Origin of the sequence: Paenirhodobacter ferrireducens (assembly GCF_004022265.1) — a bacterium.
Taxonomy (GTDB): Bacteria; Pseudomonadota; Alphaproteobacteria; order Rhodobacterales; family Rhodobacteraceae; genus Rhodobacter; species Rhodobacter ferrireducens.
In genome coordinates this window covers 12,738-36,254 of sequence record NZ_SAVB01000024.1, presented here as the reverse complement: position 1 = coordinate 36,254, position 23,517 = coordinate 12,738, and the positions used below count along the sequence as shown (strand labels likewise).

The window sequence follows — 23,517 nt, the reverse complement described above, 5'->3', positions numbered from 1 at the left end:
TAGAATCATCCGGTTCTTCGAAAGACCGGGCTCTGTGCGCTATCCTGACGCAACTGACCCGGAAAGTGGGAAAGAACCATGGCCAATACGCCCCAGTCCAAGAAGCGCGCCCGTCAGAACGAGCGCCGCAACGACATCAACCGCGCGCGCCGCTCGCGCATCCGCACCTTCCTGCGCAAGGTCGAAGAAGCGATCGCCTCGGGCGACGCGACCGCTGCCAAGACCGCGCTGCTGGCCGCCGAGCCGGAACTGGCCCGCGGCGTGACCAAGGGCGTGCTGCACAAGAACACCGTCTCGCGCAAGGTTTCGCGCCTTTCGGCCCGCGTGAAAGCGCTGGCGAACTGAGCCGCAGATTGCTGCAGCGCAGAGACTCAGCTTAAGGGCGCCTTCGGGCGCCCTTTTTCATATTTTCAAGATATTTCAATGCATTATTCGCGGCTGTTGCGCGTTTTCCCATCCCCGGAGATTCGATTTCGGGAATCCTCCGTCAAGCGCGAAGTTCGGTTGCAGCACGGCAGGAGGGCGCGCTAGCTTGCCTCAGCGATTCACATCGCCTTGGGGGACATGACGCGTCTTCGACCGCCGGAGCAGGCATAAAGTCTGCCACGACAACGAAAAAAGCCGGGGGTTCCGGTGTCGAAGAAGCGAATCCGATTCTGAAGGCTGCCGCCTTCCGAGATTCGGCATCCAGTGCCTTGCCCGGTTTTCGCCGGGCCTGTTGCCGTGTCCTATTGCAGGGGTTCCGACCCGCGTCCGCGCGGGTCCCTGTTCCGGGGAGATGTGTGCACCGAAACTGCATGTAGACTCTAAAGGCAACAAGAAGATGACCAAAGAAACCTGGGGGCGGGTGTGCAATGAACTTCTCAAGACTGTCGGCAAGAGCAACTACACGACCTGGATCGCGCCGCTGCGCATGATCGACATGTCCGAAGGCATCGCCGCCTTCGAGGCTCCGACGAAATTCATGCGCGACTGGGTGTCGCGCAACTTCGGCGAGGCGATCCTGCGCGAGCTGCGCAACGACGGCCACGTCGTCGAGCGGATCGAGTTCCGCGTGCCCGAGCTGCGCCCGATTCCGGCAAACGAGGTCTCGCGACCCGTTGCCGCACCGGCGCCCGCCGCACCGAAAGCCCGCAGTGACGAGGACCTGCCCGGCGCACCGCTCGATGCCCGCTTCACCTTCGACAGCTTCGTCGTCGGCAAACCGAACGAGCTTGCCCATGCCGCCGCGCGCCGCGTGGCCGAGGGCGGCCCGGTCACCTTCAACCCGCTCTTCCTTTACGGTGGCGTCGGCCTCGGCAAGACCCACCTGATGCACGCCATCGCACATGAGCTGCAGATCCGCCGCCCCGAGGCGCGGGTGCGCTATCTCTCGGCCGAACAGTTCATGTACCGCTTCGTGCAGGCGCTGCGCGAACGCCAGATCATGGACTTCAAGGAGATGTTCCGCTCGGTCGACGTGCTGATGGTCGATGACGTGCAGTTCATCGCCGGCAAGGACAGCACGCAGGAAGAGTTCTTCCACACCTTCAACGCGCTCGTCGATCAGGGCAAGCAGATCATCATCTCGGCCGACCGCGCGCCGGGCGAGATCAAGGATCTCGAGGAACGCATCAAGTCGCGCCTGCAATGCGGCCTTGTCGTAGACCTGCACCCCACCGATTACGAGCTTCGTCTCGGCATCCTGCAGACCAAGACCGAGGCTTACCGCGCGCAATATCCGGGGCTGACGATGGCCGATGGCGTGCTCGAGTTCCTCGCGCATCGGATCACCACCAACGTGCGCGTGCTCGAAGGCGCGCTGACCCGGCTCTTTGCCTTCGCCTCGCTTGTCGGCAAGGAGATCACCCTCGACCTCGCCCAGGAATGCCTCACCGACATCCTGCGCGCCTCGGACCGCAAGGTCACGATCGAGGAGATCCAGCGCAAGGTGGCCGAGCATTACAACGTGCGCCTGTCCGACATGATCGGGCCGAAGCGCGTGCGCACCATCGCCCGGCCGCGGCAGGTGGCGATGTATCTCTCGAAGCAGCTCACCACCCGGTCACTGCCCGAGATCGGCCGCCGCTTCGGCGGGCGCGACCATACCACGATCATGCACGGCATCCGCAAGATCGAGGAGCTGATGGGTTCGGACCGCCAGATCGCCGAGGATATCGACCTGCTGCGCCGCCTTCTCGAGTCCTGACGTCTTGACGCTTCGGCCAAAGCGGCCGAATGTCCGAAAAAACTTGTGCCGGTGCGGGGAGATGCTACCTTTCCGCCCCCGGTTGCCGTGAGGGATGGAAATGAAGATCAGCATCGAACGCGCCGCACTGCTCAAGGCCGTGGCGCAGGCCCAGTCGGTCGTGGAGCGGCGCAACACCATCCCGATCCTGGCAAACGTGCTGGTCGAGGCAGAGGGCGACAGCGTTTCCTTCCGCGCCACCGACCTCGACATCGAGGTGGTGAACAAGGCCCCGGCGCAGGTCGAACGCGCGGGCGCGACGACGGTTTCGGCGGTGATGCTGCACGAGATCGTGCGCAAGCTGCCCGACGGCGCGCTGGTGGTGCTGGCCGACGATCCGGCCGCGGGGCGGCTGACGATCCAGGCGGGGCGGTCGAGCTTCAACCTAGCCACGCTGCCGCGCGAAGATTTCCCGGTCATGGCCTCGTCGGAATACACGGCGAATTTCACCGCCAAGGCGGGGACGCTGAAGCGGCTGTTCGACAAGTCGAAATTCGCAATCTCGACCGAAGAGACGCGCTATTACCTGAACGGCGTCTACATGCATGTGGCGACCGGCGAGAGCGGCCCGGTGCTGCGCTGCGTGGCGACCGACGGCCACCGTCTGGCCCGCATCGACGCGCCGTTGCCCGCGGGCGCCGAAGGCATGCCGGGCGTGATCGTGCCGCGCAAGACGGTGAACGAGCTGCGCAAGCTTCTTGATGACGACGAGGCCGATATCGCGGTGTCCGTCAGCGAGACCAAGGTCCGCTTCGCCACGCCCGAGATCACCCTGACCTCGAAGGTGATCGACGGCACCTTCCCCGATTATTCACGCGTGATCCCGATGGGCAATGCCCGCCGGCTGGAAGTGGACGCGGCGGAATTCGCCAAGGCCGTCGACCGCGTGGCCACCGTGTCCTCGGAACGCTCGCGTGCCGTCAAGCTGAGCCTCGAGGAAGATCGGCTGGTGCTGTCGGTCAACGCGCCCGATTCCGGCGCGGCCGAGGAAGAGCTGGCCGTCGCCTATGACGACGAGCGGCTGGAGATCGGCTTCAACGCGAAATACCTGCTGGAGATTGCCAGCCAGGTCGACCGCGAGAACGCCGTCTTCCTGTTCAACTCCTCGGGCGATCCGACGCTGATGCGCGAGGGCAATGACACCTCGGCGGTCTATGTCGTGATGCCGATGCGCGTGTGAGGCGCACGAACGCCTCCGGCGGGAGTCTTTTTGCCAGGAAAACGAGGGGCCGATGCTGCGGGACCTGACGCTGCTGCAGTTCCGCTCGCATCGCCGTGCGCAGTTCGCCTTCGACGGCCGGCCGGTGGCGATCTGGGGGCCGAATGGCGCGGGCAAGACCTCGGTGCTTGAAGCCGTGTCGCTGCTGTCGCCGGGGCGCGGGCTGCGCCGGGCGGGCGCCGAGGAGCTGATCCGCCGGCAGGAGGCCGTGGGCTGGAAGATCCGCGCCGAGATCGGCGGTCAGGCGGTCGAGACCATGGCCCTGCCCGGCGCCTCGCGCGAGGTGACGATCGACGGCAAGGCCGCGCCGCAGCTGGCGCTTGGCCGGCTGATGCGGGTGCTGTGGCTCGTGCCCTCGATGGACCGGCTCTGGATCGAGGCGGCGGAGGGGCGGCGGCGGTTTCTCGACCGAATGACGCTTTCCTTCGATCCGTCCCATGCCGAGGCGGTACTGGCCTATGAAAAGGCGATGCGCGAGCGCAACCGGCTGCTCAAGGACATGGTGACCGACGCGGGCTGGTATGGCGCGCTCGAAACCCGGATGGCCGAGGCCGCCGGGCGGATCACCGCGGCGCGGGCCGACGCTCTGGCCCGGATCGCGGCGGCGCAGGCCGGGGCAGCGACGGCCTTTCCGGCGGCGACGCTCGCGCTGGTGAACGAGGGCCCGGCGGATCTGGCCGCGGCGCTTTCCGCCGGGCGGCGGCGCGACATGGCGGCGGGGCGCACGCTCGAGGGACCGCACCGCGCCGATCTCGAGGCGATCTATGCCGAGAAGGCGATCCCGGCCGCGCAATGTTCGACCGGCGAGCAGAAGGCGCTGTTGATTTCGCTTTTGCTGGCCAATGCGCGGGCAGTTGCCGGTGCGCCTTGCGTGCTTTTGCTCGACGAGGTCGCGGCGCATCTGGACGCGGGCCGGCGCGCGGCGCTTTATGACGAAGTCTGTGCGCTCTCGGCGCAGGTGATGATGACCGGCACCGGGGCCGAGCTGTTCGACGGTCTCGGCGCGCGGGGTCAGGGCTGGCAAGTGACCGAGGCGGGGGGCACCTCGCAGGTCGAGGAGGTGCGATGAGCTATCCGGTGCAGCGCGTGAGCCTGATCACGCTCGGCGTGCGCAACCTGACGACGGCGCGACGCTTCTACGAGGCGCTTGGCTGGCGCCCGGCCGAGGCGACGCAGGCGGTGGTGTTCTTCCGCTTGCCGGGGATGGCGCTTGGCCTCTTCGGGCTGAAGGATCTGGCCGAGGATCAGGGCCGGCCCGAGGTGCCGCTCGGCACCGGCGCGATCACGCTGGCGCAGAATTTCGCCACCGAGGCCGATGTCGACGCCGCCTTTGCCGCCGCGCTTGCCGCCGGCGCCGAAGCCGTGAAGCCGCCCGCGCGCACCCACTGGGGCGGCTATTCCGGCTATTGGGCCGACCTTGACGGCCATGTCTGGGAAGTGGCGCGAAACCCGTTCTGGCCGCTTGACGAGACCGGCGCGCTGAGCCTGCCGGACGGGGCCGTCCTGCCCTGAAAACCCCTGCTATCGCGTGACATTGCCGCGCCGAACTCCTATAAGTCCGCAACACTTGTCAGGATAGGCGCGCATGACCGAAAACAGCCCGAAGAAGTCCGAATACGGCGCGGAGTCCATCAAGGTTCTCAAGGGCCTGGAGGCCGTGCGCAAGCGCCCGGGCATGTATATCGGCGACACCGACGACGGCTCGGGCCTGCATCACATGGTCTATGAGGTCGTGGACAACGGCATCGACGAGGCCCTCGCGGGCTATGCGAATTACGTCTCGGTGAAGATCCACGCCGACAGCTCGGTCTCGGTGCGCGACAACGGCCGCGGCATCCCGGTCGACATGCACCCCGAAGAGGGCGTCTCGGCGGCCGAGGTCATCATGACCCAGCTGCACGCCGGCGGGAAGTTCAACAACACCGACGAGGGCGGCAACGCCTACAAGGTCTCGGGCGGGTTGCACGGCGTGGGCGTTTCCGTGGTGAACGCGCTCTCCGACTGGCTCGAGCTGAAGGTGTGGCGCAACGACAAGGTCTATTTCGCCCGTTTCGAAAAGGGCGAATGTGTCGAGCATGTGCGCGAGATCGGCGATGCGCCGGGCGAAAAGGGCACCGAGGTGCGCTTCATGGCCTCGGCCAAGACGACCGATCCCGAGGGCACCTTCTCGAACCTCGACTACAGCTTCAAGACGCTTGAGACGCGGCTGCGCGAGCTCGCCTTCCTGAACTCGGGCGTGCGCATCCTGCTTGAGGACGAGCGCCCGGCCGAGCCGCTGCATGTCGAGCTGCATTACGACGGCGGCGTCAAGGAATTCGTCAAATATCTCGACCGCTCGAAGAGCGCGCTGATCCCCGAGCCGATCTACATGGTCGGCGAGGTGCGCGGCATCGGAGTCGAGGTGGCGCTGTGGTGGAACGACGGCTACCACGAGACCGTGCTGCCCTTCACCAACAACATCCCGCAGCGCGACGGCGGCACCCACCTTGCCGGCCTGCGCGGCGCACTGACCCGCACGCTGACGAAATACGCGCAGGACAGCGGCATCGCCAAGAAGGAGAAGATCGACTTCACCGGCGACGACGCCCGCGAGGGGCTGACCTGCGTCCTGTCGGTCAAGGTGCCCGATCCGAAATTCTCGAGCCAGACCAAGGACAAGCTGGTCTCCTCCGAGGTCCGGCCGGCGGTCGAGAACCTGGTGAACGAGAAGCTCGGCGAGTGGTTCGAAGAACACCCGGGCGAGGCGCGGCAGATCGTCGGCAAGATCGTCGAGGCGGCGCTGGCCCGCGAGGCGGCGCGCAAGGCGCGCGAACTTACCCGGCGCAAAACGGCGATGGACGTCGCCTCGCTGCCCGGCAAGCTCGCCGATTGCCAGTCGAAGGACCCCGCCGATTCCGAACTCTTCCTGGTCGAGGGGGATTCGGCCGGCGGCTCGGCCAAGCAGGGGCGCGAGCGCAAGAACCAGGCGGTGCTGCCGCTGCGCGGCAAGATCCTGAACGTCGAGCGCGCGCGCTTCGACCGGATGCTGTCCTCCGAGCAGATCGGCACGCTGATCACCGCGCTTGGCACCGGCATCGGCCGTGACGAGTTCAACATCGACAAGCTGCGCTATCACAAGATCATCATCATGACGGATGCCGACGTCGACGGCGCCCACATCCGCACCCTGCTGCTGACCTTCTTCTTCCGGCAGATGCCGTCTCTGATCGAGCACGGCTATCTCTACATCGCGCAGCCGCCGCTGTACAAAGTGACGCGCGGCAAGTCCGAGGTCTATCTGAAGGACCAGGCCGCCTTCGAGGAATTCCTCATCCATCAGGGCATCGAGGGCGCGCGACTGCGGCTTGGCGACGGTCAGGAGATCATCGGCGCCGATCTCGAGCGCGTGGTCGAGGAGGCGCGGATGATCCGCCGCATCCTGCAGGCCTTCCCGACGCATTACCCGCAAAGCATCCTCGAACAGGCGGCGATCGCCGGCGCGCTGGTGCCGGGGCGCGTCGATGCCGATGCCCAGGGCGTGGCGAATGCCGTGGCAGAACGGCTCGACCTTGTCGCGCTGGAATACGAGCGCGGCTGGAGCGGCCGGCCGACGCAGGACCACGGGCTGCGCTTTGCCCGCATGGTGCGCGGCGTCGAGGAGCACCGCACGCTTGACGGCACCGTGCTGCGCTCGGGCGAGGCGCGGCGGCTGGCGCAGCACACCACGCTGCTGCAGGAAGTCTATGGCACGCCCGCGAAGCTGATCCGCAAGGACCGCGAGCAGCTGATCTATGGTCCGCTGGCGCTGTTGCAGGCGATCCTGTCCGAGGGCGAGAAGGGCCTGACGCTGCAGCGTTACAAGGGCTTGGGCGAGATGAACCCGGAACAGCTGTGGGAAACCACGCTCGACCCCTCGGCGCGCACGCTGCTGCAGGTGAAGATCGACGACGTGGCCGAGGCCGACGACATCTTCACCAAGCTGATGGGCGACGTGGTCGAACCGCGCCGCGAATTCATCCAGCAAAACGCGCTCAGCGTCGAGAACCTCGACTTCTGAGCCCGATCGGGCGCCGGCACGCCGGCGCCCGATCCCGCCACCGGGCCTGCCCGCTCGCTGATGGCGATCGTTTCCCCGCGCAGGGCAATTCCCCCGTATTGTCCCCGCCGGGCCCCATTTGTGCCCGATTTCACACCGATGCATGAGGGAACCGAGAAACGTTCCCGAAGGGTGCACAATGGATCGCCTGACCGAAATGGAAGCCTTCGCCACTGTCGTCGATCAGGGCGGTTTCACCGATGCGGCGAAGAAGATGGGCATCTCCAAGTCCGCCGTGTCGAAACATGTCTCGGCGCTCGAGGCGCGGCTCGGGGCGCGGCTTTTGAACCGCACCACCCGCCGCGTCTCGCCGACCGAGATCGGCCTTGCCTATTACGACCGCGCCCGCCGCGTGCTGAACGACGCCGGAGAGGCCGATGCGCTGGTCACCGCGATGCAGGTGGCGCCCTCGGGTCTGCTGCGGATTTCGGTCGCCACCGATTTCGGGGTGAACCTGCTCTCGCCGGTGCTGGGCGACTTCCTGCAGGAATATCCGGAAATCACCGTGAACATGGTGCTGACCAACCGCTATGTCGAGCTGATCTCGGAAGGCTTCGACATGGCGATCCGGGTGGGCGAGCTCGAGGACAGCACGCTGCGCGCCCGCAAGCTGACCGAAAGCTCGCGCCGAATGATCGCCGCGCCTTCCTATTTCCAGAAATACGGCCGGCCGCAGAAGATCGACGATCTGAACGAGCACAAGCTGCTGCATTATTCCAGCCAGTCGAACGGCAACGTCTGGAAGATCACCGCGCCTTCGGGCGAGCGGCGGCAGGTGCGCTCGGCCGGCTGGCTGACGGTGAACGACGGGCAATCGCTGCTGCATGCCTGCATCGCCGGGCTCGGCATCGCCTATCTGCCCTCGTTCCTCTATGCCGATGCGATGAAACAGGGGCTGGTCGAGGAGGCGATCCCCGATCTGCCGATGGAGACACTGGGCATCTATGCCGTCTATCCGCCCGGGCGCTTCACCCAGCCCAAGGTGCGCGCCTTCATCGACTTCCTGGCCCAGACCTTCGCCGACAAGGGCCCCGACAACTGGTGAATTCCCTCGCGCGGCGCCACTCCGTCCGGCGCCGTCACTGGCGGGTCGGGGCCAGCACGGCTTCGACCCGTCTGTTTTTATCCCGCCCCTCAGGGGTCATGTTGCCCGCGCGCGGCGACAGCCAGCCCGCGCCCTCGGCGCTCAACTGCTCGGGGGCGACGCCGTAATCGGCAATGAGCCGCGCCCGCACCGATTCCGCCCGCCGCTTCGACAACGCGATATTCGCCTCGAGCCCGCCGGTCGCATCGGTATGGCCGACAAGGACGATCACCGCCTCGGGCCGGGTCGACAGATAATCGGCCAGCGCCTTGAGCGAGGTGAAATCCTCGGGGCCAAGATCAGTGGCACCGCTCTCGAAGATCAGATCGTCGAGCGCCACCGCCCCCTTCGCCTCGATCTGCGTGGCGAAATCGGAGGGCGCGATCGCCGGCGAGGGCGTCGGCGAGGCAAGCGGATTGTCCGGCGTGGCCGGGCGTACGTCCTGCACCGTCATCGTCGTCAGGTGCACGAAGCCCGATTCCGACGAGCGCGACACCGTCAGCGCCAGCCAGTCGGTGCCGCGCCGCGCCGCGAGATAGCGGAAATCGCCCAGATCGACGTGCATCTCGGGTTCGGACAGCAGGTCGAGCTCATAGCGGAAGTCGAAGCCACCGCAGGCCTCGGTCTCGCACTGGTAAACGATGCTGTAGCCCGCCGCCTGGATCTGGTCGCGCAAGGGCGCCAAAATCTGCAGTGTCGTCTCCTGATCGGCGCGCAGCCGCCAGGCGGTGTCGGTGCGCGTGCCCTCGAGCGTGCTCGCCGGACCTGCCCCCTCCTGCCAGGGGCCGGTCAGCATCCGATAGCTGGTGGCCGCGGTGGTCGCCTCGGCCGAAACCGCGGCCCCGTCCGGCAAGGCAAGCTCAAGCGGAGCGGCAAGCACCGGGGTGGCAATCAGGGCGGCGGCAGTCAGCGCCAGAAGGGACAGTCTCATGCGACAGGCTCGCGGCGATAATGGTACTTGCCGGCCGGCACCATGCCGAACGCGGTGTAAAGGGCGATGGCCGGGGCATTGGCGCTGCGCACGACAAGGGCGAAGGTCTCGGCGCCCTCGCCCCCGGCCCAGCGGACGGCCTCGGTGATGATCGAACGGGCGAGGCCACGACGGCGGAAGGCCGGCAGGACCTCGAGCGCGTGCAGCATCGCGACGCCCTCATGGATCGCCACGAACCCCGCCCCCGCGGCGCGGTCCGAGGTGCGGCCCAGCACCGCGGCCTTCGGTCCCGCGGCGCGCTCGGCCACGGCCTGCCGCTCGGGGCCGATCTCGCCCTCGGCCCAGACCTCGCGGGTGATGGCGAGCGGCGGCCAATGCGCAAAGGCGGTGACCGGCGGCACGTCGGAGGACAGCGCGGCAATCGGCGCGGTGAAAAGGGTGACCGGGTCGAAGAGCTCGAAGCCACGCCCGGCCAGCGCCGCATCCAGTGCCGCCTCGCCCGGGCGGAGGATGAACTTCGGCGGCTGGCCAAGGGCGCGATGCGCGGCCACCGCCGCGTCGATGTCGGCCTCGTCCAGCGGCACCTCGAGGCTTGCCGCGCTGACGCGCGAGCCGCCACCGAGCCCCTCGCGCACCTTGAAGCCGCCCGCAAGCCGGGTGCTCGCGGCAGGCCAGGTGGCGTCGATCACCTCGAAGAGATCGGTCATTGCCCCTCCGGGAAGGTGGCCTGCAGCTCGGCGAAGGCCCCTTCGAGCGCCGCAGGATCGGTCGAGCGCACCACGAGGTTGGTGCCATAGCGCCCCTCGGTGACGAAGGGGTAGGAGCCGAAGCTCGCCTCGGGATGCGCCTCGGCAAGCGCGCGCAGCGCGTCGGCAATCGTCGCCTCGGGCACCATCAGCTGAAGGCTGCGGCTGCGAAGCGGCGCGCCCCCGGTCAGCCGCGGCAGAAGCCCCGCCACCATCGCCTGAAAGATGTTCGGCACCCCTGCCATGACGTGACAATTCTCGACCGAGAAGCCCGGTGCCGAGGACACCGGGTTGTCGATCAGCGTCGCGCCCTCGGGGATGCGCGCCATGCGCAGCCGCGCCTCGGTGAATTCGAGGCCGCGGGCGGCGTAATGGGCGGCCAGGATCGCGCGGGCATCCTCGCGCACGCCGATCGTGCGGCCAAAGGCATCGGCCACGGCATCGGCGGTGATGTCGTCATGCGTCGGCCCGATGCCGCCCGAGGTGAAGAGCTGGTCATGCGCCACCGACAGCTCGCGCACCGCCGCGACGATGGTGGCGTGGTCGTCGCCGATGACGCGGATCTGGCGCAGGTCGATGCCCACCTTGACCAGCTCCTGCGCCAGGAACCAGGCGTTGCCCTCGCGGGTGCGGCCGGTGAGGATCTCGTCACCGATGATCAGGATGGCAGCGGTCGGATTGGGCATGTCGGGCCTCCTTTTGCGCAAATGTATAGGCCCGCGCCCGGTGCCGGGGAAGCCCGGCTCTGGCCAAGCCATGCTTTTGTGACTATCTAGAGGGCCTACAAGCAGGAGAAGACCAGTGGAAGAGAGTCGGGGCCGCGTCACCAAGGACGGGATTCGCATCTACAACACCACCAGCGATTTCGATGGCATCCGCGCCGCCTGTCAGGTCACCGCACAAATCCTCGACGAGGTTGCAGACCTCGTGAAGCCGGGCGTGACCACGGCAGAGCTGGACGATTTCATCCGCAACCGCCTTGTCGAGCTCGGCGCCACCTCGGCGACGATCGGCTATCGGGGCTACAAGCACGCCTCGTGCATCTCGGTGAACCATGTCGTGTGCCATGGCATCCCGTCGGACAAGGTCCTGCACGACGGCGACATCCTGAACATCGACGTCACCGTCATCCTCGACGGCTGGTTCGGCGACAGCTCGCGGATGTATGTCGCGGGCAACCTCAGCCGCAAGGCCGAGCGGCTGATCGACGTCACCCATGAATCGCTGATGATCGGCATCGAGCAGGTGAAGCCCGGCAACACCTTCGGCGACATCGGCCACGCGATCCAGACCTATGTCGAGGGCAACCGGATGAGCGTGGTGCGCGACTTCTGCGGCCACGGCGTCGGCCGCGTGTTCCACGCCCCGCCGAACGTGCTGCATTACGGCCGCGCGGGCTCGGGCCCGGTGCTGGAAGAGGGGATGATCTTCACCATCGAGCCGATGGTGAACCTTGGCCGCTATGAAACCAAGGTGCTGGCCGACGACTGGACCGCGGTCACCCGCGACAAGTCGCTGTCTGCACAGTTCGAGCATTGCGTGGGCGTCACCGCCGACGGCTGCGAGATCTTCACGCTTTCGCCGGCGAACCGCTTCCATCCGACCTGGCGCTGAGCGCCGCCGGCACGGATCGTCGAAAGGCCCGGTGGCGTATGCGCACCGGGCCTTTTGCTTTTCTTCACAGCCCCAGAAGGGCCGGCACCTGTGCCATGTCGGTGAAGAGCTCGGCCCCCGCCGCGGCAAGTCGCGGGTTCTCGCCCTGCGGCGCATAGCCGAGGCAGCGCATCCCCGCGGCCTTGGCCGCGCGCGCGCCGGTGGCGCTGTCCTCGATCACCACGCAGCGCGCCGGATCGGCGCCAAGCGCGCGGGCGGCGTGCAGGTAAAGATCGGGCGCGGGTTTCGGGCAGCCCAGATCCTGCCCCGAGAACAGCAGCCCCTCGAGCCGCGCACGAATCTTCGGATGCTGGCCCAGCGTCGCCTCCATCTTCGCGCCGCGCCCGTTCGAGCCGACGGCGAAGGGAATCCCCTCGGCATCGAGCCGGGCGAGCAGCGCGGCCACCCCAGGCATCAGCGGCGTGCCCGACCGCAGCCGGGCATAAAGGCGCGGGTAATAGCTGTCGACCCAATCGGCGGGCAGGCGCGCGCCAAGCGCCCGGCCCTGCTCGGCCACGCCCTCGATCGTGCCGCCGATGAACAGATCCTCGAGCGCCGGGATCTCCATCGCCAGCCCGTGCGCGGCAAAGTCCGACTGGATCAGGGCAAAGGTGGCGGGCTCACTGTCGACGAGCACCCCGTCGCAGTCGAAAAGAACGGCCTGAGGTTTCATGCGGGCATCCGGGCAAGGGTGACAAGGGTATCGCCGTAGCGGCGCTGGTCGATCTGTTCGAGCGGCGCGGGCACGGCGGGGGAAACGCTTTCCTCCCAGACGACCATCGCGCCCGGGGCGATCCAGCCATTCGCGAGGCACGACGCCAGCGCCTTCTCGCCCAGCCCCATGCCATAGGGCGGATCGAGGAAGACAAGGTCATAGCCCGCGCCGCGGCACGGGCCCATGGCGGTGGCGTCGCGGCGCCAGACATCGGTGACGCCCATCGCCCGCATCAGCTCGATGTTGCGGCGCAAAAGCGCACGCGCCGCGGTGCCGTCATCGACGAAGGCCACGCGCGCCGCGCCGCGCGACAGCGCCTCGAGCCCAAGCGCGCCGGTTCCCGCGAAGAGGTCGAGCACCCGCGCGCCGGGCACCGGGTTGCCGTGCGTGCCGTTGATCAGAAGGTTGAAGATCGACTCGCGCACGCGGTCGGTCGTCGGGCGCAGATGCGCCTGCGCATCGCCCTCGCCCACATCGGCGAGCTTCAGGCCGCGCCGCTCTCCCCCGATGATCCTCATTTCATCAGCGCCTTCAGGTCGGTTTCGGTGGCGATCTGCTCGGGCGTCACGGGCTTGCCCGCCTCGATCAGCCGCTTGCCGATCATGTAGGCGCGGGCATCGTTCAGCGCATCGACGGCGATCAGAGTCTCACCGCGGAAATACCAGAACGAGGCGCCCTCGCCCTGCCGCGTCACCACCCGGTCATAGCCGGCGTTGAGCCCGGCGATCTGCAGCTTGGCCTCGAACTGGTCGGACCAGAACCAGGGCCTGGGCGCATAGGCCTTGCCGGCGCCGAGCATGTTCTCGGCCACCAGATCGCCCATGTCGATGGCGTTGCCGACGCTTTCCATCCTGAGCCGCGCATCCTTCCAGGGGAAGGCGGCACAGTCGCCCGCGGCCCAGATCGACGGGTCGTCGGTGCGGCCCGTTGCATCGACGGCGATGCCGTTCTCGACCTTCAGCCCCGCCGCCGCGGCCAGCCCGGTCTCGGGCGTGACGCCGATGCCGGTGATGACGAAATCGGCCGCGATGACCCGGCCGTCGGCCAGCTCGGCGCCGGTGACGCGGGTCTCGCCGGTCAGCCGCTTCAGCCCGATCCCCTCGAGGATGGTGACGCCATGGGCGACATGCAGGGCGCGGATGGCATCGGCCGTCTCGGCGCAGGCGACACGGCCGAGGATGCGCGGCGCCGCCTCGATCAGCGTCACGCCGAGCCCGAGTTTCGAGGCGACCGCCGCCGCCTCGAGCCCGATATAGCCGCCGCCGATCACCACGAGGCGGCGGCCGGCGCGGAACTCGGGCGCCATCGCGTCGACATCGGCGAGGGTGCGCACGGTATAGACGCCGGGCAGATCGCCGCCGATCGCCGCGGGCAGGCGGCGCGGTACGGCGCCGGTGCACAGTGCCAGCTGATCATAGGAAAACACCTCGCCCCCCGCCGTCACCGTCTTCGCGGCGCGGTCGATCGCCTCGACCCGGGTGCCGGTGCGCAAGGTGATGTCATTCGCAGACCACCAGTCGTCGCCGCGCAGCGTCAGCCGGTCGAGCGGCATCTGGCCGAGCAGATAGCCCTTCGACAGCGGCGGGCGCTGATAGGGCGCGACCGGCTCCTCGCCGAGGATCGTCACCGCGCCGACATAGCCGAGCCCCCGCAGTTTTGCCGCCATCGACGCCGCCGCCTGGCCGCCGCCGACAATCACGATCCCCGCCATCATCTCACCTCTGGTCCCGTTGCGCGCCGACCCTATATCCTCGGGGCAACGACATGCAACGCGAGAGGGACGACATGACTGTTACGGTAGGGGATGTGCTTCCCGGGGCCACGCTGCTGGTTCTGGGGGACAACGGGCCCGAGGCGGTGAGCCTTGGCGCCAAGATGAAGGGCCGCAAGGTGGTGATCTTCGCCGTGCCGGGCGCCTATACCGGCGTGTGCACCACTGCCCATGTACCGAGCTTCATCCGCACCAAGGACAAGTTCGCCGAGAAAGGCGTGGACGAGATCATCTGCATCTCGGTCAACGACCCCTTCGTGATGAAGGCATGGGGCGATTCGACCGGCGCGAATGCGGCCGGGATCTCGATGCTCGCCGATGCGGAATCGGCCTTCACCACCGCGATCGGGATGGATTTCTCGGCCCCGCCCGCCGGCCTCATCAACCGTTCGGCCCGCTATGCGATGCTGGTCGAGGATGGCGTGGTGAAGATTCTGCACCGCGAGGAATCGCCCGGCACCTGCGAGATTTCCGCCGGCGAAGGTCTGCTCGCCGCGATGTGACGATCCGGGGGGCGCCGCGTGGCGCCCCTCAGCCTTCGGGCGGAGCCTCGGGCGCCTCGGGCGCGGCCTTCTCGGCGCAGAGGCAGGCGATCGGGCGCGAGAGGTCGAGGACGATCTCGGCCTCGGTCTTGATCGCGTCGAGACAATTCGCCAGTTCGGTGTCCAGCACGCTCAGCCCGCCGCAGGAATGGGTGGTCAGGCGGATGTCGACCACGTTGTAGCTGTTGCGCCAGTCCGGGTGGTGATCCATCTTCTCCGCCTCGAGCGCGACCCGCGCCATGAACCCCCAGGCCTGCGAGAAGTTGCGGAACTTCCAGACCTTGCGCAGCGCGTCCCCCTCGGGGGCGGCCTGCCAGCCCGTCGCCTCGAGCGCGGGCAGCAGGGCGGCGCGCTCTTCCTCGCTCAGGATCTCGGCCATTCTCGGTCCTCCGTGCTGTTCGCCCCATCCTTGCACATCGGGGCGCGGGGCCAAAGCCCTCGGTTCACTCCTCGGCGCGGAAGGGGCCAAGCGCGACCAGCGCCTCGATTTCCCCGGCGATGGCCCGGCGTTCGGCCTGAAGATAGTCGTCGACCGCCCGGCGCAGCCCGAGATGGGTCAGAAGATGCACGGAATGGGTGGTCACCGGCATGTAGCCGCGCGCGAGCTTGTGCTCGCCCTGCGCGCCGGCCTCGACGCGATCCAGGCCATGGGCAATCGCCCAGTCGACGGCCTGATGATAGCACAGCTCGAAATGCAGGAAGGCGTGATCCTCGAGACAGCCCCAATAGCGGCCGAAGAGCGCCTCGCGCCCGATCATGTTCAGCGCCCCGGCGACGGGACTGCCATCGCGCTCGGCCAGCACCAGAAGCACCTCGTCGCGCATCGCGTGCAGCGCATCGAAGAAGGCGCGCGTCAGGTAGGGCCGGCCCCATTTCCGCCCGCCGGTGTCCTGATAGAAGGCCCACATCGCCGCCCAGTGCTCGGGCAAGATCGCATCGCCGGTCAGTGCCCGGATCGTGCCGCCAAAGCCCTGCGCCCGCTCGCGCTCCTTGCGCAGCGCCTTGCGCTTGCGCGAGGCGAGATCGGCAAGGAAATCTTCGAAACTGCCATAGCCGCGGTTGGTCCAGTGGAACTGCATGCCGGTGCGGTGCAGCCAGCCCGCCCCGGTCGCCACCGTCACCTCGTCCTCGGTGCAGAAGGTGAGGTGGACGGAAGAGAGCCCCGCGCCCTCGGCCACCTCGGCCATCGCCTGCAACAGCGCGGCGCGGCCCGCGACCTCGTGCCCCGGGCGGGTCAGCAGGCGACGGCCGGCGACCGGGGTGAAGGGCACCGCGCCCTGAAGTTTCGGGTAATAGCGCCCGCCGGCGCGCTCGAAGGCCTCGGCCCAGCCGTGGTCGAAGACATATTCGCCCTGCGAATGGCTTTTCAGATAGAGCGGCGCGACGGCGATCACCTGCCCCGCCGCCCGCGCCACCATCGGCCGCGGCATCCAGCCGGTGCCCTCGCCGACCGAGCCCGAGGTCTCGAGCGCGGTCAGGAAGCGATGCGTGGTGAACGGGTCGAACGGGCGCGCCCCGTCCTGCGCCTCGGGACAGGCGCAGGCGTTCCAGTCGGCTTCCGAAATCTCGGAAATTCCGGAAAGAATAGAAACTTCGACGGCCGCGCTCATCTGCCCCCTCGGGAAACCTGCCCCGATGGTGGCGCGCCGCGGCGCGGCGTCAAGCCGGGATCGGCGCCGGATAGCCCTCGAAGGTGATGTTCTGCGCGATCTTGCGCGCCGCGGCCTCGGCCTCGGGCGAGCGGATCGTCCAGCACAGGATGGCAGCGCCCTGCGCCTTCAGCGCCGCGACCCGTGGGGCATCGAGCGCCGCCGCCTCGTGCGAGATGAAGCACGCGCCGACGCGGTCGTAATCGGGGATCTCGCGCAGGCTGTCGCGCACCGCGGCGGGCAGCAGCGGCCAGTCCTCGGCGCTATAGGCCGAGGTCGTCAGCCCCACCGCCACATCGGGCGCCGCGGCACGGAAGGCGGCGATCGCATTCGGGTTGAAGGACATCACCGCGACCGGCCCGGCATAGGCCGCGATCTGCGCCGCCGCCGCGCGTTCGAGCGCACCGTCGGTGCCGCCCATGGCGCCATGCTGGTCCTTGATCTCGATCAGCAACGGCACCCGGCCGGCGACGAGGGCCAGAAGCCCGGCGAGCGTCGGGATCCCCTCGTCACCGCCCAGAAGCGGCGTTGCCGCCAGCTCGGCCGCGGTGAAACCGCCGATCCGGCCCGCCACGCCGGTCAGCCGGCGCAGGTCGTAATCGTGAAACACCATCGGCACGCCATCGGCCGAGGGCTGCAGATCGCATTCGATCGCATAGCCCGCGGCAATCGCGGCGCGCGCGGCGGCCAGGCTGTTCTCGGGGCGGCCGGCGGCGCGGTCGTGATAGCCGCGATGCGCGACCGGCAGGCGCAGGAAATCGGGGGACAGCATCATGCGACCTCGAAGATCGCCTCGATCTCGACGGCGACGCCCAGCGGCAGCGAGGGCGCAGCGACCGCCGAGCGGGCGTGGCGCCCGATCTCGCCGAAGACCTCGACCATCAGGTCGGAGGCGCCGTTCACCACCTTCGGCTGGTCGGTGAACTCGGGCGTCGAGTTGACGAAGCCCACAAGCTTCACCACCCGCGTCACGCGGTCGAGATCGCCCAGCGCGGCGCGCGCCTGCGCCAGCAGCGCAAGGCCGCAGCGGCGGGCGGCGGCGGCGCCCTCCTCGATGCTCAGATCGGCGCCGAGGCGGCCGGTGATCAGCCCCGCCGCATCCGACGAGATCTGCCCCGAGACGAAGAGCTGGTTGCCCGTGCGCACGAAGGGCACGTAATTCGCGGCCGGCGCCGGGGCCGGCGGCAGCTCGAGGCCAAGCTCGGCAAGGCGCGTTTCGATCAGGCTCATGATTCCCTCCATGTCCGGGGCGACGCTAGGGGCTCGGCGCCCCCGGCTCAAGCGCTTTTGCCGACGAAAGAGGCTGTGAAATGCGCAGCAAAGCGCTAGATCAGGGGCAGCCGGCGGCACAGGCCGGCGTCGTCGAAAGGGGATGCGATGCGCGAGAGCCACCAGATCGAAGCCGCCGTCAGCCGGGCCGAAGAGGCGCGCCCGCTGCCCGATCCGGTCGATCCGCGGCAGTTCCGCGACGCACTCGGCCGGTTCGCGACCGGGGTCACCGTCATCACCACCTGCGAGGCCGATGGCGCCGCGCCGGTGGGGATCACCGCGAACAGCTTCGCCTCGGTCTCGCTCGATCCGGCGCTGGTGCTGTGGTCGGCGGCACGCTCCTCGATGCGGCACCGGCATTTCTCGGTCGCACAGGCCTTTGCCGTGCATGTGCTGGGCTTCGGCCAGCAGAGCCTCGCACAGCGCTTCACCGGCAAGGGCGAGGGGTTTTCCGGGCTTGACCACCGGCAGAACGCCGAGGGCGTGCCAGTCTTCGATGATGTGCTTGCCCGGTTCGAATGCCGCACCGAGGCGACGCACGAGGGCGGCGACCACACCATCATCATCGGTCGGGTGATCCGCTTTGCGCTGTGCCGCGAGGGTGAGCCGCTGGTCTTCGCCGGCGGCCGCTATGGCCGGTTCGAGCCGAGCTGAGCGCGGGGATCAACACGACCGGGAGGGGCCTGCCCCGCTGAGCCCCCCGGCCCGACGACCAATCGCGCCCCCGCCGACTCTCGTGGGAAAGGAGAGCCCAAAGGGGCAAGGCCACCAAGGTCCGGCCCCGGCCGGCGCAACCGGACGGCTTGCATTTTTGCCCCCCGCGGTATCGGATGCTCGGCGAGATGCCTCGCCCCCGGACCGATCCGATGACGCCAACGCCTTCGAAAACCGTGCGCTCGGTCGAACGCACCTTGCAGCTGCTCGAGTTCATGAACCGGGTCGCCGTGGTCCGGGTGCAGGATCTGGCGGCGCAGACCGACCTGCCGGCGCCAACGGTGGTGCGGTTGCTCGAAACGCTGATTGCCGCAGGCTATGTGCGCAAGCTGGGCCGGACCGCAGGCTATTGCGTGACCGAGAAGGTCACTGCGCTCGGGGCCGGGCATCACGGGCTGCCACAGGTTTTTGAGGGCGCGCGACAGGCCGCCGAGGCGCTGACCCGGCGCACGCTCTGGCCGGCGGCGCTTGCCACGCTCGACGTCGACGCGCTGGTGATCCGCTTCAGCACGATCCCGATGAGCCCGCTGTCGCATTACCAGTCGACGATCAACCGGCGGATGACGCTGCTCGACTACGCCCATGGCCGCGCCTATCTCGCCTTCTGCCCGGCGGCCGAGCGGCGCCATCTGGTCGCGCTGCTGCAGCAATCGGCCGCGACGCCGGCCGAGGCGCAGGCAATCGAGGAGCGCGCGGCGTCCGTGGTGGCGATGACCCGCGCCAGCGGCTTTGGCGAGCGCAGTGGCAATGTCCAGCCCGAGACCCATTCGCTCGCGCTGCCGCTGCGGCTTGGGGCAAAGCTCGTCGGCACACTCGGCGTCACCTATTTCGCCCGCGCGCAGGTCGATGTGCCGGCGCTGAAGGCCGAGCTGCGCGCCGCCGTCGTGGCCTGCGAGAGCGGCGCTCAAGCAGTCGGGTAACGGGTCTTCGCGCGAGCGTCATCGGCCCCCGAGGCGATGCGGCGCGGCGCGGCATGGCACAGGTGGCGGGCATAGCGCGCGGCCGATTGGGCGAGCACCGCGTCGTCGCAGTCGCGCACGCCGGTCAGGGTGTAGGCGGGCAGGTAGTGCATGCCGGTATGGATCGCCAGCAACTCGAAGGGCAAGGTGACCGCATCGAGCGTGTGCCCGTAGCGGCCATCGGGGCTGTAATCCGCACCGTTCGAGCCGGTCGAGACCGCGATGCCCAACGTCTTGAGCCGCAGTGCCCGCCCCCCCGGGCCATAGGCCCAGCCCCGTTGCAGGACCGCGCCCATCCACTCTGACAGCCGCGGCGGACAGGAATACCAGGTCAGCGGGAATTGCAGCACGATCCGGTCGTGGGCCTCGATCCGCGCGCGCTCGTGCGCGCCGTCGATCGGGCCGCCCGGATAGGCTGCGTAAAGGTCGTGGACCGTGCAGCTCGCGCAGGCGCGGGCCGCCGCGGCCCAGGCGGCGTTGACCCGGCTGTGCGCCAGGTCCGGATGCGCAACGATCACCAGCGTGCCTGCCATCTCTCTTCTCCCCTCGTTCGGGGCACCGTCTCACCGCGCGGACGAAGGCTCAAGCGGGCCGGGCGTCAATTCCGCCTCGTGGAACTGGTGCAGGTTTCGCGTGCGCCGCGTGCGCTCCCGTGAGAGCTGTGGAGGAGACAGGACGACGCAGGGAGATGGCCATGTTCGACGACAGCGATCCGCGCAAGGCGCTTCTCAGGACCGCCCCGGCCGAGGCGACGGCGACCGGCCCGTTCTGCCTGCCGCAGGTCGGGCGCTTCCACGAGGATCCGCCGCTTGCGACGGGGGCCGGCTGGCGGGCGTGGATGCTCGGCGCGACGCAGATGGTGCTGCGGGTGGTCGAGCTGGATGGCACGGCCGAGTTCGCGCGCTCCGGGCAGCTTGACGAATACATGGTGTTCTCGCTCGGGCCCGAGGTGCGCTTCACCATCACCACCGGTGCGGGCGCGGTCGAGGATCACCCGGGCAACCATCTGTTCATCGTGCCGCCGGGCGACAGCCGGGTGACGGCGCAGGGTCGTGGCACGGTGACCTTCATCTTCACCGCCCGTTCCGCCGACCTTGTGGCGCAATGCCCGCCCGCTGCGCAGCCGGTTGCGCCAAATCCTTGCATCCCGCCGTTCCAGCCCTGGCCCGACCCGCCCGGCGGCTTTCGGCTGCGCGCCTATGATCTGGATGTGCCGGCGCAGGAGGGGCGCTTTGGCCGCATCTTCCGCTGCACAACGCTGATGGTGAACATCCTGCCGCGCTTCACCGCGCCGCGCGATACCGCGAAGGTCTCGCCGCATTTCCACGCGAGCTTCGAGCAGGTCTCGCTGACGCTGGCGGGGGAGTTCGAGCATTTCCTGCGCTGGCCCTGGACGCCGGATCAGGCGCACTGGCTGCCCGACATGCGCATCGCCTGTTCCAGCCCCTCGGCCACGGTACTGCCGCCGCCAGCGCTGCACACCACGCTCTGGGCCTCGCCCGAGGCACAGATCGTCGACATCTTCGCGCCGCCGCGGATGGATTTTTCGCAGCGCGCGGGCTGGGTTCTGAATGCGGAGGACTATCCGATGGCGCGCACCGCAATCGAATAGGCGCGACCTTTAGCGCCCGCCCGGCTGGTCCGGGCCGCCGATCTCACCAAGCGCCGGCATGCTGGCGATGACGATCTTCTCATGTGCAATCGCCGGCAGCGCCGGCAGCGGCCGGGTGGCGATCTCGTGCGCCTCGGCCGCGCTCATGCCGAAGGCCAGCAGGATGTGACGCGCGATCTGCTCGGGGTAATCCGCAGGCGTGGCGCCCTGGGTGATCGAGACCATGGCCGCCGCCACCGCCCCCATCAGGATGTCGCGGCCGATCTCGGCGGTGCTGATCGAGAACACCCGCTGATCGAGCCCGCGCCGGATCGTCACCAGCGAATTGTGCCAGACCGTTTCGCCGAAGGTGTGGCCCGGCGCGCTCGAGTGGATCATCGCCCAGCCCCAGGCGGGGTTTTTCCCGGCAGCATGCAGATAGTAGCGGATCGCGACGGCGGTCTGCTCGGCCGGGCCCTCGAGCGCCGCGAACATCAGGTGGACGGCGCGGTCGAACTCGCCGGTCAGCTCCTCGAGGAGCTGGTATTTCAGCTGCCCGAGATCTTCGAAGTGGTTGTAGAAGGTGCCGCGCGCGATGCCGGCACATTTGCAGATGTCCTCGATCCGCGAGGCCTGACCGGTCTCCTGGCCAAAGCAGGTGAAGGCGGCCGTCAGGATCGTGTTGCGCGAGCGGGCGCGGCGGGCGGCGCCGATCTCGGCGCGGCGCCCGCTGCCGGCGGTCCGGTAGCCGAGGGTCGAAAGCTGGCTGTCGTCGTTTTCCGCCATGAACCGGTCTTGCTGCCCTTGCATCTGCGCGGGAGAATCGCCCGGCTTGCCGCATTGCGGCGCGGTGCCGGTCGCCCCCTCCGGTATGGTCTGGATTGTCCCCGAGGTCCAGCTTTGCGCAGGCGGGACGGGCCCGGAGGCACCGCCCCGCGCGGGGCGAGGGGCGTCCCGGGAGGGAGTGGCTGGCGGCTCGCCCCGGCGCGGCCGTGTTCTGTCAACCATTTGAAATCACGTCCTGCAAAAGCGTTCCAAGGCCCCTCGGAGGGCGGTGGAAGATGGAATGTCCCCAGAGGTTATTCCATCTGGTGGAATTTGTAAAATGACGATTTGTCATTTTGACATTCTGTCGTAGTCTTTCCGGGCAGCTTGGAGGGCTGCGAGGGAGAGGATCGGCCCGGGAGAGCCGAACGGAGGAGATCACGATGGCTGACGCATCGCGACCGGGCTGAGCCGGTCCGTGCCGCGTGGGGCCTGCGCCGGTCGGTGCGGGGCTGCGGGCCGAACATTCCATGACATTTCGCAGCGGGCTGCGCGCACAAGACGCGCGGCGGCCGGGGTGTGCCCCGGGCGGGCCCTCTGCCACCGCCACTTGCGACAGCCGGCGCCACATCCCGTGGCCGCCGCAGCGAGCATCATTGACTGAACACGGGAAGGACAAAGACATGGGGATCAACCGCATCGATCACGCCGCGATCTACGTGGGCGACATCGGCAAGGCGCTGAGCTGGTACGAGGACGTGCTGGGCTTGACGGTGCTGAGCCGCAGCGACCACAGCGCGCATCTGGCCTGCCGCGGCGCGGCCGCCGATCTGACGCTGGTGAAGGGGAGCTGCTCGCTCGACAATTTCACCTTCGGCGTCGATGATGAGGAGGATCTCGACCGGGTCGGCGCGATCCTGACCCGCAAGGGCGTGGCGCATGAACGTTTCGCCGGTGACAGCCGTCCGGGCGAGGGCGCGGCACTGAAATTCCACCTGCCCTCGGGGCATCAGCTGCGCCTGGCCACCGGCGGGGCCGAGCGCCGCGCCGGGATCTCGGATTTCGACGCCCGCGGCTCGCATGTGCCCTGCGACATGGACCACATCAATCTCTTGGGCGAGGTCGAGCCCGAGGTGATGCGCGACTTCCTGATGATGATCGGGTTCAAGTCGTCGCTGAACATCTCGGTCGAGGGCAAGCTCGCCGGGATCTGGCTGCGCGGCTCGGCCTATGACCATGACATCGCCTACATGAAGGCGGTGAACCCGGCGCACCGGCTGCATCACGTCGCCTTCGCGGTCGAGGACGGCAACCACTATTTCCGCCTCTCGGACCGGCTGATGGAGACCGGCCACCGCTGGGAATTCGGCCCCGGACGCCACAACGCGGGGCTTGGCTCCTCGACCGGCTTCGGCACCAACAATTACGCCTACGTCTTCGACCCCTTCGGCAACCGCAACGAGTTCTCCTCGGGGATGGAGCAGTTCGCCGACGACGCGACGCCGCTCAGCGTCGACATCGTGCCGGCGCAGATGCCCGAGGTGATGAACGGCTGGGGCTACGAGATGGCCGAGACCTTCATGACGGTCGGGTCCTGAGCACGGGCA

The 23,517-nt window shown here is 68.3% G+C and carries 25 protein-coding genes; 13 read left to right on the top strand and 12 right to left on the bottom strand.

Annotated elements, in window-relative coordinates:
* The first annotated feature begins 78 nt into the window (after positions 1 to 78).
* The 7 genes from rpsT (at position 79) to EOW65_RS16275 (ending at position 8,566) form a co-directional block, all read left to right on the top strand.
* Complete coding sequence (gene rpsT / locus EOW65_RS16305) at positions 79 to 345, top strand: 30S ribosomal protein S20 (RefSeq protein ID WP_113901618.1); 267 nt, start codon at positions 79 to 81, stop codon at positions 343 to 345.
* A 478-nt stretch (positions 346 to 823) separates the two neighbouring features.
* Positions 824 to 2,188, top strand: coding sequence for a chromosomal replication initiator protein DnaA (gene dnaA / locus EOW65_RS16300; RefSeq protein ID WP_240664743.1), 1,365 nt, complete (start codon positions 824 to 826; stop codon positions 2,186 to 2,188).
* Positions 2,189 to 2,288: 100 nt separating this feature from the next.
* Entirely contained in the window at positions 2,289 to 3,407 is a 1,119-nt protein-coding gene (dnaN, locus tag EOW65_RS16295; protein ID WP_128151243.1) for a DNA polymerase III subunit beta, read from the top strand.
* A gap of 52 nt (positions 3,408 to 3,459) precedes the next feature.
* Positions 3,460 to 4,515, top strand: a complete 1,056-nt coding sequence (recF, locus tag EOW65_RS16290; protein ID WP_128151241.1) for a DNA replication/repair protein RecF — start codon at positions 3,460 to 3,462, stop codon at positions 4,513 to 4,515.
* Positions 4,512 to 4,958 carry a VOC family protein gene (locus EOW65_RS16285; RefSeq protein ID WP_128151239.1) on the top strand — a complete coding sequence of 149 codons (447 nt, stop codon included), beginning with the start codon at positions 4,512 to 4,514 and terminating at the stop codon, positions 4,956 to 4,958. Before recF ends, EOW65_RS16285 begins: the two co-directional genes overlap by 4 nt.
* 73 nt (positions 4,959 to 5,031) lie before the next feature.
* Positions 5,032 to 7,482: a DNA topoisomerase (ATP-hydrolyzing) subunit B gene (gene gyrB, locus EOW65_RS16280; RefSeq protein ID WP_128151237.1), complete on the top strand. Its 2,451-nt coding sequence runs from the start codon at positions 5,032 to 5,034 to the stop codon at positions 7,480 to 7,482.
* A 178-nt stretch (positions 7,483 to 7,660) separates the two neighbouring features.
* Positions 7,661 to 8,566: a LysR family transcriptional regulator gene (locus EOW65_RS16275; protein ID WP_128151235.1), complete on the top strand. Its 906-nt coding sequence runs from the start codon at positions 7,661 to 7,663 to the stop codon at positions 8,564 to 8,566.
* Positions 8,567 to 8,600: 34 nt separating this feature from the next.
* On the opposite strand, the gene EOW65_RS16270 is transcribed toward EOW65_RS16275, so the two are convergent.
* From EOW65_RS16270 to EOW65_RS16260, 3 genes are read right to left on the bottom strand one after another with little or no spacing between them, the layout of a single operon-like run.
* Entirely contained in the window at positions 8,601 to 9,536 is a 936-nt protein-coding gene (locus EOW65_RS16270) for an OmpA family protein (RefSeq protein ID WP_128151233.1), read from the bottom strand.
* Positions 9,533 to 10,243 carry a GNAT family N-acetyltransferase gene (locus tag EOW65_RS16265; RefSeq protein WP_128151231.1) on the bottom strand — a complete coding sequence of 237 codons (711 nt, stop codon included), beginning with the start codon at positions 10,241 to 10,243 and terminating at the stop codon, positions 9,533 to 9,535. The genes EOW65_RS16270 and EOW65_RS16265 overlap by 4 nt, the downstream gene beginning before the upstream one ends.
* The gene (locus tag EOW65_RS16260; protein ID WP_128151229.1) at positions 10,240 to 10,968 is read right to left on the bottom strand and encodes a competence/damage-inducible protein A; all 729 of its coding nucleotides are present in this window, start codon (positions 10,966 to 10,968) and stop codon (positions 10,240 to 10,242) included. The genes EOW65_RS16265 and EOW65_RS16260 overlap by 4 nt, the downstream gene beginning before the upstream one ends.
* 115 nt (positions 10,969 to 11,083) lie before the next feature.
* Between EOW65_RS16260 and map the strand changes: the two genes are divergently transcribed.
* The gene (map, locus tag EOW65_RS16255; protein ID WP_121534041.1) at positions 11,084 to 11,896 is read left to right on the top strand and encodes a type I methionyl aminopeptidase; all 813 of its coding nucleotides are present in this window, start codon (positions 11,084 to 11,086) and stop codon (positions 11,894 to 11,896) included.
* A gap of 64 nt (positions 11,897 to 11,960) precedes the next feature.
* Here the strand turns inward: map and EOW65_RS16250 are convergent, their stop codons facing one another.
* Genes EOW65_RS16250 through EOW65_RS16240 form a run of 3 tightly spaced genes read right to left on the bottom strand, consistent with a single transcriptional unit; the run spans position 11,961 to position 14,361 of the window.
* Positions 11,961 to 12,608, bottom strand: a complete 648-nt coding sequence (locus tag EOW65_RS16250) for an HAD family hydrolase (RefSeq protein ID WP_128151227.1) — start codon at positions 12,606 to 12,608, stop codon at positions 11,961 to 11,963.
* The gene (gene rsmD / locus EOW65_RS16245; protein WP_128151225.1) at positions 12,605 to 13,168 is read right to left on the bottom strand and encodes a 16S rRNA (guanine(966)-N(2))-methyltransferase RsmD; all 564 of its coding nucleotides are present in this window, start codon (positions 13,166 to 13,168) and stop codon (positions 12,605 to 12,607) included. The genes EOW65_RS16250 and rsmD overlap by 4 nt, the downstream gene beginning before the upstream one ends.
* The gene (locus tag EOW65_RS16240) at positions 13,165 to 14,361 is read right to left on the bottom strand and encodes an NAD(P)/FAD-dependent oxidoreductase (RefSeq protein ID WP_128151223.1); all 1,197 of its coding nucleotides are present in this window, start codon (positions 14,359 to 14,361) and stop codon (positions 13,165 to 13,167) included. The genes rsmD and EOW65_RS16240 overlap by 4 nt, the downstream gene beginning before the upstream one ends.
* A 74-nt stretch (positions 14,362 to 14,435) precedes the next feature.
* On the opposite strand from EOW65_RS16240, the gene EOW65_RS16235 reads away from it, so the two are divergent.
* Positions 14,436 to 14,924, top strand: a complete 489-nt coding sequence (locus EOW65_RS16235; RefSeq protein WP_128151221.1) for a peroxiredoxin — start codon at positions 14,436 to 14,438, stop codon at positions 14,922 to 14,924.
* A 28-nt stretch (positions 14,925 to 14,952) separates the two neighbouring features.
* On the opposite strand, the gene EOW65_RS16230 is transcribed toward EOW65_RS16235, so the two are convergent.
* From EOW65_RS16230 to EOW65_RS16215, 4 genes are all read right to left on the bottom strand, one after another.
* Positions 14,953 to 15,342 carry a 4a-hydroxytetrahydrobiopterin dehydratase gene (locus tag EOW65_RS16230; RefSeq protein ID WP_128151219.1) on the bottom strand — a complete coding sequence of 130 codons (390 nt, stop codon included), beginning with the start codon at positions 15,340 to 15,342 and terminating at the stop codon, positions 14,953 to 14,955.
* Positions 15,343 to 15,406: 64 nt separating this feature from the next.
* Positions 15,407 to 16,573, bottom strand: a complete 1,167-nt coding sequence (locus EOW65_RS16225; protein ID WP_128151217.1) for a GNAT family N-acetyltransferase — start codon at positions 16,571 to 16,573, stop codon at positions 15,407 to 15,409.
* A gap of 49 nt (positions 16,574 to 16,622) precedes the next feature.
* Positions 16,623 to 17,387, bottom strand: coding sequence for a glycerophosphodiester phosphodiesterase family protein (locus EOW65_RS16220; RefSeq protein WP_128151215.1), 765 nt, complete (start codon positions 17,385 to 17,387; stop codon positions 16,623 to 16,625).
* Positions 17,384 to 17,842, bottom strand: a complete 459-nt coding sequence (locus EOW65_RS16215) for a RidA family protein (RefSeq protein ID WP_128151213.1) — start codon at positions 17,840 to 17,842, stop codon at positions 17,384 to 17,386. The genes EOW65_RS16220 and EOW65_RS16215 overlap by 4 nt, the downstream gene beginning before the upstream one ends.
* A 147-nt stretch (positions 17,843 to 17,989) precedes the next feature.
* Between EOW65_RS16215 and EOW65_RS16210 the strand changes: the two genes are divergently transcribed.
* Positions 17,990 to 18,535: a flavin reductase family protein gene (locus EOW65_RS16210; RefSeq protein WP_128151211.1), complete on the top strand. Its 546-nt coding sequence runs from the start codon at positions 17,990 to 17,992 to the stop codon at positions 18,533 to 18,535.
* Positions 18,536 to 18,747: 212 nt separating this feature from the next.
* The gene (locus EOW65_RS16205) at positions 18,748 to 19,515 is read left to right on the top strand and encodes a DNA-binding transcriptional regulator (protein ID WP_128151209.1); all 768 of its coding nucleotides are present in this window, start codon (positions 18,748 to 18,750) and stop codon (positions 19,513 to 19,515) included.
* On the opposite strand, the gene EOW65_RS16200 is transcribed toward EOW65_RS16205, so the two are convergent.
* Complete coding sequence (locus tag EOW65_RS16200; protein ID WP_128151207.1) at positions 19,500 to 20,087, bottom strand: NAD(P)H-dependent oxidoreductase; 588 nt, start codon at positions 20,085 to 20,087, stop codon at positions 19,500 to 19,502. The genes EOW65_RS16205 and EOW65_RS16200 overlap by 16 nt on opposite strands.
* A 161-nt stretch (positions 20,088 to 20,248) precedes the next feature.
* On the opposite strand from EOW65_RS16200, the gene EOW65_RS16195 reads away from it, so the two are divergent.
* On the top strand, positions 20,249 to 21,166 hold the full coding sequence (locus EOW65_RS16195; RefSeq protein ID WP_128151205.1) for a hypothetical protein: 918 nt from the start codon (positions 20,249 to 20,251) through the stop codon (positions 21,164 to 21,166).
* A gap of 9 nt (positions 21,167 to 21,175) precedes the next feature.
* On the opposite strand, the gene EOW65_RS16190 is transcribed toward EOW65_RS16195, so the two are convergent.
* Positions 21,176 to 21,931, bottom strand: coding sequence for a TetR/AcrR family transcriptional regulator (locus EOW65_RS16190; RefSeq protein ID WP_128151203.1), 756 nt, complete (start codon positions 21,929 to 21,931; stop codon positions 21,176 to 21,178).
* Between the two features lie 662 nt (positions 21,932 to 22,593).
* Between EOW65_RS16190 and EOW65_RS16185 the strand changes: the two genes are divergently transcribed.
* Positions 22,594 to 23,508 (top strand): VOC family protein, encoded by a 915-nt coding sequence (locus EOW65_RS16185; protein ID WP_128151201.1) that lies wholly within the window; start codon positions 22,594 to 22,596, stop codon positions 23,506 to 23,508.
* Positions 23,509 to 23,517 lie beyond the last annotated feature (9 nt).

Bases quoted from the DNA above. Each gene is read 5' to 3' on its own strand.
- dnaN (WP_128151243.1), top strand. From the start codon at position 2,289: ATGAAGATCAGCATCGAACGCGCCGCACTGCTCAAGGCCGTGGCGCAG.
- rsmD (WP_128151225.1), bottom strand. From the start codon at position 13,168: ATGAGGATCATCGGGGGAGAGCGGCGCGGCCTGAAGCTCGCCGATGTG.
- EOW65_RS16270 (WP_128151233.1), bottom strand. From the start codon at position 9,536: ATGAGACTGTCCCTTCTGGCGCTGACTGCCGCCGCCCTGATTGCCACC.
- EOW65_RS16215 (WP_128151213.1), bottom strand. From the start codon at position 17,842: ATGAGCCTGATCGAAACGCGCCTTGCCGAGCTTGGCCTCGAGCTGCCG.
- EOW65_RS16250 (WP_128151227.1), bottom strand. From the start codon at position 12,608: ATGAAACCTCAGGCCGTTCTTTTCGACTGCGACGGGGTGCTCGTCGAC.
- EOW65_RS16225 (WP_128151217.1), bottom strand. From the start codon at position 16,573: ATGAGCGCGGCCGTCGAAGTTTCTATTCTTTCCGGAATTTCCGAGATT.
- EOW65_RS16240 (WP_128151223.1), bottom strand. From the start codon at position 14,361: ATGGCGGGGATCGTGATTGTCGGCGGCGGCCAGGCGGCGGCGTCGATG.
- dnaA (WP_240664743.1), top strand. From the start codon at position 824: ATGACCAAAGAAACCTGGGGGCGGGTGTGCAATGAACTTCTCAAGACT.
- EOW65_RS16210 (WP_128151211.1), top strand. From the start codon at position 17,990: ATGCGCGAGAGCCACCAGATCGAAGCCGCCGTCAGCCGGGCCGAAGAG.
- EOW65_RS16285 (WP_128151239.1), top strand. From the start codon at position 4,512: ATGAGCTATCCGGTGCAGCGCGTGAGCCTGATCACGCTCGGCGTGCGC.
- EOW65_RS16275 (WP_128151235.1), top strand. From the start codon at position 7,661: ATGGATCGCCTGACCGAAATGGAAGCCTTCGCCACTGTCGTCGATCAG.
- EOW65_RS16195 (WP_128151205.1), top strand. From the start codon at position 20,249: ATGTTCGACGACAGCGATCCGCGCAAGGCGCTTCTCAGGACCGCCCCG.
- rpsT (WP_113901618.1), top strand. From the start codon at position 79: ATGGCCAATACGCCCCAGTCCAAGAAGCGCGCCCGTCAGAACGAGCGC.
- EOW65_RS16230 (WP_128151219.1), bottom strand. From the start codon at position 15,342: ATGGCCGAGATCCTGAGCGAGGAAGAGCGCGCCGCCCTGCTGCCCGCG.
- EOW65_RS16265 (WP_128151231.1), bottom strand. From the start codon at position 10,243: ATGACCGATCTCTTCGAGGTGATCGACGCCACCTGGCCTGCCGCGAGC.
- EOW65_RS16260 (WP_128151229.1), bottom strand. From the start codon at position 10,968: ATGCCCAATCCGACCGCTGCCATCCTGATCATCGGTGACGAGATCCTC.
- gyrB (WP_128151237.1), top strand. From the start codon at position 5,032: ATGACCGAAAACAGCCCGAAGAAGTCCGAATACGGCGCGGAGTCCATC.
- EOW65_RS16200 (WP_128151207.1), bottom strand. From the start codon at position 20,087: ATGGCAGGCACGCTGGTGATCGTTGCGCATCCGGACCTGGCGCACAGC.
- recF (WP_128151241.1), top strand. From the start codon at position 3,460: ATGCTGCGGGACCTGACGCTGCTGCAGTTCCGCTCGCATCGCCGTGCG.
- EOW65_RS16205 (WP_128151209.1), top strand. From the start codon at position 18,748: ATGACGCCAACGCCTTCGAAAACCGTGCGCTCGGTCGAACGCACCTTG.
- EOW65_RS16220 (WP_128151215.1), bottom strand. From the start codon at position 17,387: ATGATGCTGTCCCCCGATTTCCTGCGCCTGCCGGTCGCGCATCGCGGC.
- EOW65_RS16185 (WP_128151201.1), top strand. From the start codon at position 22,594: ATGGGGATCAACCGCATCGATCACGCCGCGATCTACGTGGGCGACATC.
- EOW65_RS16235 (WP_128151221.1), top strand. From the start codon at position 14,436: ATGACTGTTACGGTAGGGGATGTGCTTCCCGGGGCCACGCTGCTGGTT.
- EOW65_RS16190 (WP_128151203.1), bottom strand. From the start codon at position 21,931: ATGGCGGAAAACGACGACAGCCAGCTTTCGACCCTCGGCTACCGGACC.